Source organism: Thermoplasma sp., from assembly GCF_023256435.1.
Classification (GTDB): Archaea; Thermoplasmatota; Thermoplasmata; order Thermoplasmatales; family Thermoplasmataceae; genus Thermoplasma.
In genome coordinates, this window is record NZ_JAGDXM010000015.1 from 41,206 (window position 1) to 48,909 (window position 7,704).

Sequence of the window (7,704 nt, forward strand, 5' to 3'; positions counted from 1 at the left end):
GATCCTCGTATTTGATCTTGGCGGTGGTACCTTAGATGTCACGATAATGGATTTCGGTGAAGGGGTATTCCAGGTCCTATCTACCTCCGGCGATACACAGCTTGGAGGAACAGACATGGATGAGGCCATAGTCAACTACATAGCAGACGACTTCCAGAAGAAAGAGGGCATAGACCTGAGAAAGGATCGTTCTGCCTATATAAGGCTGAGAGATGCTGCAGAAAAAGCCAAGATCGAGCTCTCTACGACCCTATCCACAGATATAGATCTGCCGTATATAATCGTGACAAACACAGGCCCCAAACACATAAAGATGACCCTTACAAGGGCAAAGCTGGAAGAGCTCATATCTCCAATCGTAGAGAGGGTTAAGGGCCCAATCGATAAGGCACTTGAAGGCGCAAAACTGAAGAAGAATGAGATAACGAAACTGCTCTTTGTTGGAGGACCGACAAGGATACCCTATGTCAGGAAATATGTTGAAGATTATCTAGGAATAAAGGCGGAGGGCGGAGTCGACCCAATGGAAGCGGTTGCCATTGGCGCTGCAATTCAGGGTGCAGTCCTGAAGGGTGAAATAAAGGATATAGTCCTGCTGGATGTCACTCCGCTTACACTGAGCGTTGAGACACTCGGTGGAATAGCCACTCCAATAATACCGGCAAACACAACTATACCGGTACGTAAGAGTCAGATATTCACTACGGCGGAAGACATGCAGACAACGGTAACAATCCATGTGGTGCAGGGGGAGAGACCGCTGGCCAAGGACAACGTTTCGCTGGGAATGTTCAATTTAACTGGCATAGCTCCAGCTCCCAGGGGAGTTCCACAGATAGAGGTCACATTTGATATAGATTCCAATGGCATTCTCAACGTGACAGCAGTCGACAAAGCAACTGGCAAAAAACAGGGTATAACCATAACGGCCTCCACAAAACTCTCAAAAGAAGAGATAGAAAGAATGAAAAAGGAAGCCGAACAGTATGCAGAACAGGACAGAAAAGCCAAGGAGGAGATAGAGCTGCTGAATAACGCAGAATCTCTGGCATATAGCGTCGAGAAAACTCTCAATGATGCTGGGGACAAGGTGGACAAGGAGACAAAGGAGAGGATCACGAACGAAGTCAAGGATCTACGAAAAGCCATAGAGGAGAAAAAGGTAGATGACGTGAAAACGCTGATGGAAAAACTCTCAAAGGACATACAGGAAGTCGGAGCTAAGATGTATCAGCAAGCCTCAGCCAGCACGCAGCAGAATACACAGACAACTGGCGGTCAGAGCACAGGATCCTCAGATGGCAAGACTGTGGACGCAGAATACAAGGAGAAAAGCTGATTGAAAGAACGATAAAATGGTTAAGGACTATTATAAGATACTCGGCGTAGACAGGAACGCTACCGACGAGGAGATTAAAAAGGCGTTCAGAGAACTGGCCAAAAAATGGCATCCTGATCTCCATCCGGAAAATAAGCAGGAAGCGGAAGAAAAATTCAAGGAGATCAGCGAAGCCTACGAAGTCCTGTCTGATCCCCAGAAGAGGAGAATGTACGATCAGACAGGAACCGTTGACTTCGGAGCCGGAGGAGAGAACTTCAACTGGGACAATTTTACTCATTACAGCGATCTGAACGATATTTTCAACGACATATTTGGCGGAAACTTCGGATCGGATTTCTTTTCTGGATTCGGACGTGGGCAGAGAGAAGAGAGGTATGATCTGGATCTCTATACGAACCTTGACATAACGCTCGAAGACGCATATTACGGCACAGAGAAGAGGATCAAGTACAGAAGGAATGCCATGTGCCCGGATTGCAACGGAACGGGAGCAAAAGACGGCAAACTAATAACATGTCCCACCTGCAATGGAACTGGCCAGCAGAGGATAGTGAGAGGCCAGGGTTTCTTTAGAATGGTAACTGTTACGACGTGCCAGACATGCGGTGGTAAGGGACGGATACCTGAACAGAAATGCCCGAGATGCAACGGCACTGGTACGATAGTCGTAAATGAGGATATATCGGTAAAGATACCGAAGGGAGCCACTGATAATCTAAGACTGAGGATACAAGGAAAGGGCCAGTCATACAATGGTCGCACTGGGGATCTCTACGTCGTTCTAAGGGTGAGGAATGATAGAAACGTACAGAGAATAAACGATGACCTGATGATAGATCAGAAGATAAACTTCGCTCAGGCCGCTCTCGGAGACAACATAGAGGTCAGCCTGTTCAAGGAGAAATACAGTCTGAAGATACCAGAGGGCACCCAGCCAGGAGAAGTCCTGAGGATAAAGGGAGCCGGGATGCCTCATCTCAATGGGCACGGTAGTGGCGATCTGCTTGTTCGTATAAATGTAGAGGTACCGAAAAGGCTCACACAGAAGCAGAAGGATCTTATAAGGGAGATCTTCGACCTTAAGGAGAATCGTCATTCCTGGTTTCATTGAGCATATGTAAAGTTAAAAATAATGCTGACGACAAAATTAATTATTATGTTAGTTATATCACTGAAGCTTCGATGATTGTAAAATATCATGTATCTTTATTCATGAATATGAATATTGTGAGGGATAAACGTGTACATGTTGGTTGAGGATAGATATATTGCTAGGGTTCCACCAGAGATGTTAGGTGAAGATTATGATGTTGCGGTCAGGGAAGTGACAAAAAGATCCCTGGAGGGCCGCCTTGTGGATGTCATAAATGAAAGAACCTCACAGAATGAGGGTAAATATCTTGTCATATCAGTTCTAGAAACAGAATCAATAGGTGAAGGTACCATAGTTCATGGAGATGGCGGTGTTTATCAGGAAGTAAGATACAAAGCATTGGTGTATTATCCAGAGATGCAGGAGATCGTGGATGGAGAGGTCGTGAGCGTCCAGAAATTTGGAGCCTTCATAAAATTCTCATCGTTTGAGGGATTGCTACACATAAGTCAGATAATGGATGACCGAATAGACATAGATCTTGAGAATAAGAGATTCATAGGAAAGGAAACGAAGAGGGATCTGAAGGTCGGAGATCGTGTTCGTGTAAGAATAGTTGCTATGAATCTTGCATCATCATCAATAGGCGACAGCAAGATCGGATTCACCATGAAACAGGTGGGACTTGGAAAACTTGACTGGCTGGCAAAGGAGGCATCACAATGAAAGTGCAGTACAGAGCATGCAAAAAATGCAAGAGACTTACGCCGGAGAAGACGTGTCCGGTGCATGGCGACGAGAAAACAACAACTGAATGGTTCGGGTTTCTTCTCATATCTGAACCAGAACTTTCTGCGATAGCTAAAAGAACAGGAATAACTGAGCCTGGTATGTATGCTATCAAGGTCAGGCAGTAAATTCATAGTTACCGAAGAGGCAAGACTAAAGATAAAGGGTAGAAACGGAAGAATAGTTAAACCTGAGGATGTAAAGGAACTTTCAAGAGATCGCCCCATTGCCGCTGTGGGCGATGTTACAGTCCAAAATCTAAAAAATGCCGGTGCAAGACTGGATCTTGAGGTAGTTGATCTCAAGACAAAAAGAGGAGAATTATCCTTTTCACATGAGGAGGGAAGTTTAACAATAGTGAATGAACCTGGTACAATATCTTTTGATCTTATAAGGTCAATACAGACCGCTCTCTATGAACATAAACATACCAGGATAGAGGTCGTTGGTGAGGAAGATCTCGCAGTTCTTCCGATAATTTATTATGCTGATCTGGATACGGTCATTGCCTATGGCATACCCGATGTCGGTATGGCAATTCTCACTGTGGACTTCGACCTCAAATGCAATGTGTGTGAAGTTCTCAGAGAGATGGCCATTGCTTGAAGGTGAATGGTATGGTGGATCTGATAATTAAGGAAAAGAGGGATAACCCTATCCTGAAAAGGAAGGAGATAAAGTATACCCTAAAGTTTGAAAACAGCAGGACCCCTTCAAGAGAGGAGATCAGAGAGATGATCGCAAAGCACGAAGGAGTCGATAAGGAGCTGGTCATCGTAGACAGCAATAAACAGCTGACTGGAAAGCACGAGGTTGAGGGCTATACGAAGATATACGCGGATAAGGCTAGCGCCATGCTCTATGAGCCTGACTACGAACTTATAAGGAACGGGCTCAAGCAGAAGGAGGCAAAGTGAGGGATCCTGATGCAGAAGAGAGAACTTTACGAAGTTGCAGATGGAAAACTCGTACGCAAGCACCGTTTCTGTCCAAGATGTGGCCCTGGTGTTTTTCTGGCCGAACATGCGGACAGGTACTCATGCGGTAGATGCGGATACACTGAGTTTAAAAAAGCAAAGAAGAGCAAATCATAACTCTTCCATCTTTTTTGTTATATCACCAGCCAGTTTTTCATAAGTCTGTATGCTCTGGCGCTTAGCCTCTGCTGCCGATTCTTTCTGTGTCTGAATGCTCATAGCGTTTAACAGAGCCTGAAGGCTGTAATCCAGCAGCATGGCAAGGGTTCTGAACTCTTCCTCCTTACTTGGATCGATGTTCTGTCTTTTTGAAGACACATAGCAATCATAATGCACTGATCCCTTTTTCGTAAAAGTGAATTTTTCTCCAGTCTTCACGGTACTGTTGCAAACATAGCATTTGAATTCTGCCATAATTCTTTATTGCTTATCAAAATTTAATAATTTCTTTTCAATCATAAATCAAAACTGGTTCTAAGGTAACTGATCCGGGCCAGCGATTTGGCGATGTTTTCCTTCTCTCTGATATTCAGATCCTTTTCCCTCATGAGATCAGTGAAAAATTCTATAGCCCTGTCATAATCGTAGACGTTAACCGGCTTTGGAATTCCATCCTTCCCACCAACCGCAAAGGAGAATTTTACTGGGTCTTTGAAGGAGGCCTTCGGACCATATATTACCTCCGCCATGTAGGACAGAGCCCTCAGTGTGCTCTTCCCTATGCCCTTTGCCATGTATATCTTTTCAAAATCATCAACCCCATACTCGTATAGGTCCCTCAACCTGCCCCAGTTTACTCTGTTGCTCAGATCAAGATATGGCAGTGAATAATTGTCCAATGTGCTCTGCCTCTCCGTTCTGAAACGCCAAACCTCACCTTCCCTGACGGAAGACACTATTGCAGATCTGTTATCTCTACTCTCAGATGCTGATAGATCCAGAACATTTTCGCTTGTACTTTCAGAGGCAACTCCATATCTACCTTCGACATCAGCACGATCATCGCCAATCATCCAGTGATACCTTCTGGCCAGCCGAGCATCAGAATTCATTCCCTGCTGAACTACGGCATGCTTTCCCTTCGCTGAAACGATGAGGAACTGCATGTAGAGATCGTAGCCATCCTGAAGAAGCGAATTATCTATCTTTGCTATCCTTCTGGCATTATCGTATAGTTCATGGACTTCAGCATCGTTTATGACGCCTGAATGCTCAGAATCAATAAGGTCAGTCTTCATATCTGCCATGGATCCTGCCTTCCCGCCGCAGACCCTCACCCCGATGTCTTTGGACGATAGATACTCTTTCAGAGCCGATAGGGTGAAAACAGTGGTACCACTGGAGTTCCAGTCAAATCCGGTTACAAGCGAGAGCGAGTGAAACCAGAACGGATCGGCGAGACGCCGTATAATCTCATCCGTACCGTATGTTTCAACTATTATCTCCGCCATAAGGCCAGAGAGTTTTACAGCCCTCTTGAAGAGGTATTCAGGCGGATGCCCGTAATGAAGCGGTAAAGAAGATATACCTCGTCTTTCCATTATGATTCTTATCTCAGCATGACAAATTAACTAAAATGTTTATCCGTCTGCGATCCATGATCTTCAGAGGAAAGGATGCCTACGATAAATTCGTTCAGATGCAGCTGAAGACAGGACAGCGTGATTGGATGGATCTGGAATCGGCAAATTTTAAATACTGTTGTAATTTCTCATAGCATTACTGAGAAAAAATATGTTATGTCCATAGACATCGGTACGACCGGAACAAGAACTGCAATAATAGATGGAAATGGGCATATCGTTTCTTTTTCATACAGAACAAACAGGCAATACTTCCCCGCTCCAGGATGGGTTGAGCAGGATCCTTCCGATCTCTGGGAAAACGTGAGGACAACGATGAAGGAGGCAATCACCTCCAGAAGGATAGATATCAGAGATATTGCCTCTGCAGGAATAACGAATCAAAGAGAGACGCTTATAGCCTGGGACAGGTATACCGGCAGGCCGCTTTACAATGCCATAGTGTGGCAGGATAAACGCACGGCACCCATCATAAAGGATCTTGATAGAACCATCTCTGACACGATAATAACTACGACAGGGCTGAGGCCAGACGCCTATTTTTCGGCATCAAAGGTAAAATGGCTTTTGGACAATGTAGATGGCCTCAGATCCAGAATGAAAGCTGGGGAGGCTGTTTTCGGAACTGTAGACGTCTGGATCATCTGGAACCTCACATATGGAAGGAAAGGATCCGGAGATCAGAGAAAACCAATATTCGCCACCGATCACAGCAACGCCTCCAGAACGATGATCTACGATATATCCAGACTGAGATGGGATCCTGATCTCATGGATATCTTCGGAGGGATAGATGAAAATTCGCTGCCCCAGGTAAATCCTTCTGGTTCACCAGAGTCCTATGGTCATATCTCGGATAATGCCTCAACGATATTCGAAGGCAGGGAGATATCTATAACATCAGATATTGGAGATCAGCAGGCAGCGCTATTCGGTCAAGCATGCTTCGATCCGGGTGACATGAAGATCACCTACGGAACTGGAACCTTTGCGCTGGCCAATGCTGGGCATGATATACCGCGATCGTCAGGTAGCCTCCTTAGGACTATATTTTATTCGCTGCATGGAGATCAGATAAATTATGCACTTGAAGGAAGCATACTCGCAAGTGGATCGACGCTGCGATGGCTTGAGAACGGCATTCATCTATTCGGATCGGCAAAGGAAATAGAGGAGGCTGCACATAGGGTCAGGAACAATGAGGGAGTGTATTTTGTTCCTGCCTTTTCTGGACTTGGATCTCCTTACTGGGATCAGGATGCGCGGGGGCTCTTCATAGGACTGACTGAGAGAACGTCCATCGATCATTTGGCAAGAGCTATCTTAGAATCAGAGGTTTATATGGCCACTGACGTCATAAGATCCGTTGAAGAGGAGGTCGGATCTAAGATCACGAAGATCAAATGCGATGGTGGCGGATCCAGAAGCGATTTTCTGATGCAGTTTCAGGCGGACATGGCGAACTCTGAAGTGCTTATCCCAGAGACCTCTGAAACAACAGTCATTGGCTCTGGTTACCTTTCTGGACTCACTTCCGGCTTCTGGACGAGCCTGAATGAGATACGAGAGCTCTGGAGACTTGGAAAGATCTACAGGCCCGGAATGACGAAAGAGGAGCGGGAGCGGCTATATGTAGGATGGAGAGAGGCTGTTAAAAGATCCATGGGCTGGGCCTCCAGCATACGATAGTTGAAAATGTTAGTTATTGGAACTTTGAAAAATTCATATCGATGCATGAAAACTGAGACGCATAGGTAAAGATCAATATTCAAAATAGCATTCTTATAGATCTTGTATTCTTGAGTTCCAGGATACAAAACACAGCTTCATGGGTTTTTCTAGTGCAGAATAAACAGGAATTGTATTGTATGCTCCGGCCGGGATTTGGACCCGGGTCGTCGGCTCGAAAGGCCGATATGC

General features: G+C 45.3%; 10 protein-coding genes. 8 read left to right on the plus strand and 2 right to left on the minus strand.

Annotated features, from left to right (window positions below):
• From Q0C15_RS01875 to Q0C15_RS01905, 7 genes are all read left to right on the plus strand, one after another.
• On the plus strand, positions 1-1,339 hold a 1,339-nt coding region (locus Q0C15_RS01875; protein WP_297215384.1), incomplete at its 5' end, for an Hsp70 family protein.
• 16 nt (positions 1,340-1,355) lie between these two features.
• On the plus strand, positions 1,356-2,453 hold the full coding sequence (dnaJ, locus tag Q0C15_RS01880; protein WP_297215387.1) for a molecular chaperone DnaJ: 1,098 nt from the start codon (positions 1,356-1,358) through the stop codon (positions 2,451-2,453).
• A gap of 129 nt (positions 2,454-2,582) precedes the next feature.
• Complete coding sequence (locus Q0C15_RS01885) at positions 2,583-3,161, plus strand: DNA-directed RNA polymerase (RefSeq protein ID WP_110642024.1); 579 nt, start codon at positions 2,583-2,585, stop codon at positions 3,159-3,161.
• Positions 3,158-3,352, plus strand: a complete 195-nt coding sequence (gene spt4, locus Q0C15_RS01890) for a transcription elongation factor subunit Spt4 (RefSeq protein ID WP_110642026.1) — start codon at positions 3,158-3,160, stop codon at positions 3,350-3,352. The genes Q0C15_RS01885 and spt4 overlap by 4 nt, the downstream gene beginning before the upstream one ends.
• A complete protein-coding gene (locus Q0C15_RS01895; protein WP_297215394.1) occupies positions 3,330-3,830 on the plus strand; it encodes a DUF359 domain-containing protein in 501 nt (166 codons plus the stop codon). The genes spt4 and Q0C15_RS01895 overlap by 23 nt, the downstream gene beginning before the upstream one ends.
• A gap of 11 nt (positions 3,831-3,841) precedes the next feature.
• A complete protein-coding gene (locus tag Q0C15_RS01900) occupies positions 3,842-4,141 on the plus strand; it encodes a 30S ribosomal protein S24e (RefSeq protein WP_297215397.1) in 300 nt (99 codons plus the stop codon).
• Between the two features lie 9 nt (positions 4,142-4,150).
• Entirely contained in the window at positions 4,151-4,318 is a 168-nt protein-coding gene (locus Q0C15_RS01905) for a 30S ribosomal protein S27ae (RefSeq protein WP_297215400.1), read from the plus strand.
• Here the strand turns inward: Q0C15_RS01905 and Q0C15_RS01910 are convergent.
• Together Q0C15_RS01910 and Q0C15_RS01915 are read right to left on the minus strand one after the other, a co-directional pair.
• Positions 4,313-4,615 (minus strand): DUF2175 family protein, encoded by a 303-nt coding sequence (locus Q0C15_RS01910; protein WP_297215403.1) that lies wholly within the window; start codon positions 4,613-4,615, stop codon positions 4,313-4,315. The two genes, Q0C15_RS01905 and Q0C15_RS01910, sit on opposite strands and share 6 nt — an antisense overlap.
• A 41-nt stretch (positions 4,616-4,656) precedes the next feature.
• Complete coding sequence (locus Q0C15_RS01915) at positions 4,657-5,742, minus strand: DUF763 domain-containing protein (RefSeq protein ID WP_297215406.1); 1,086 nt, start codon at positions 5,740-5,742, stop codon at positions 4,657-4,659.
• Between the two features lie 177 nt (positions 5,743-5,919).
• Here Q0C15_RS01915 and Q0C15_RS01920 point away from each other — a divergent pair, with 177 nt between their 5' ends.
• Entirely contained in the window at positions 5,920-7,473 is a 1,554-nt protein-coding gene (locus Q0C15_RS01920) for an FGGY family carbohydrate kinase (RefSeq protein ID WP_367181938.1), read from the plus strand.
• Positions 7,474-7,704: the final 231 nt, after the last annotated feature.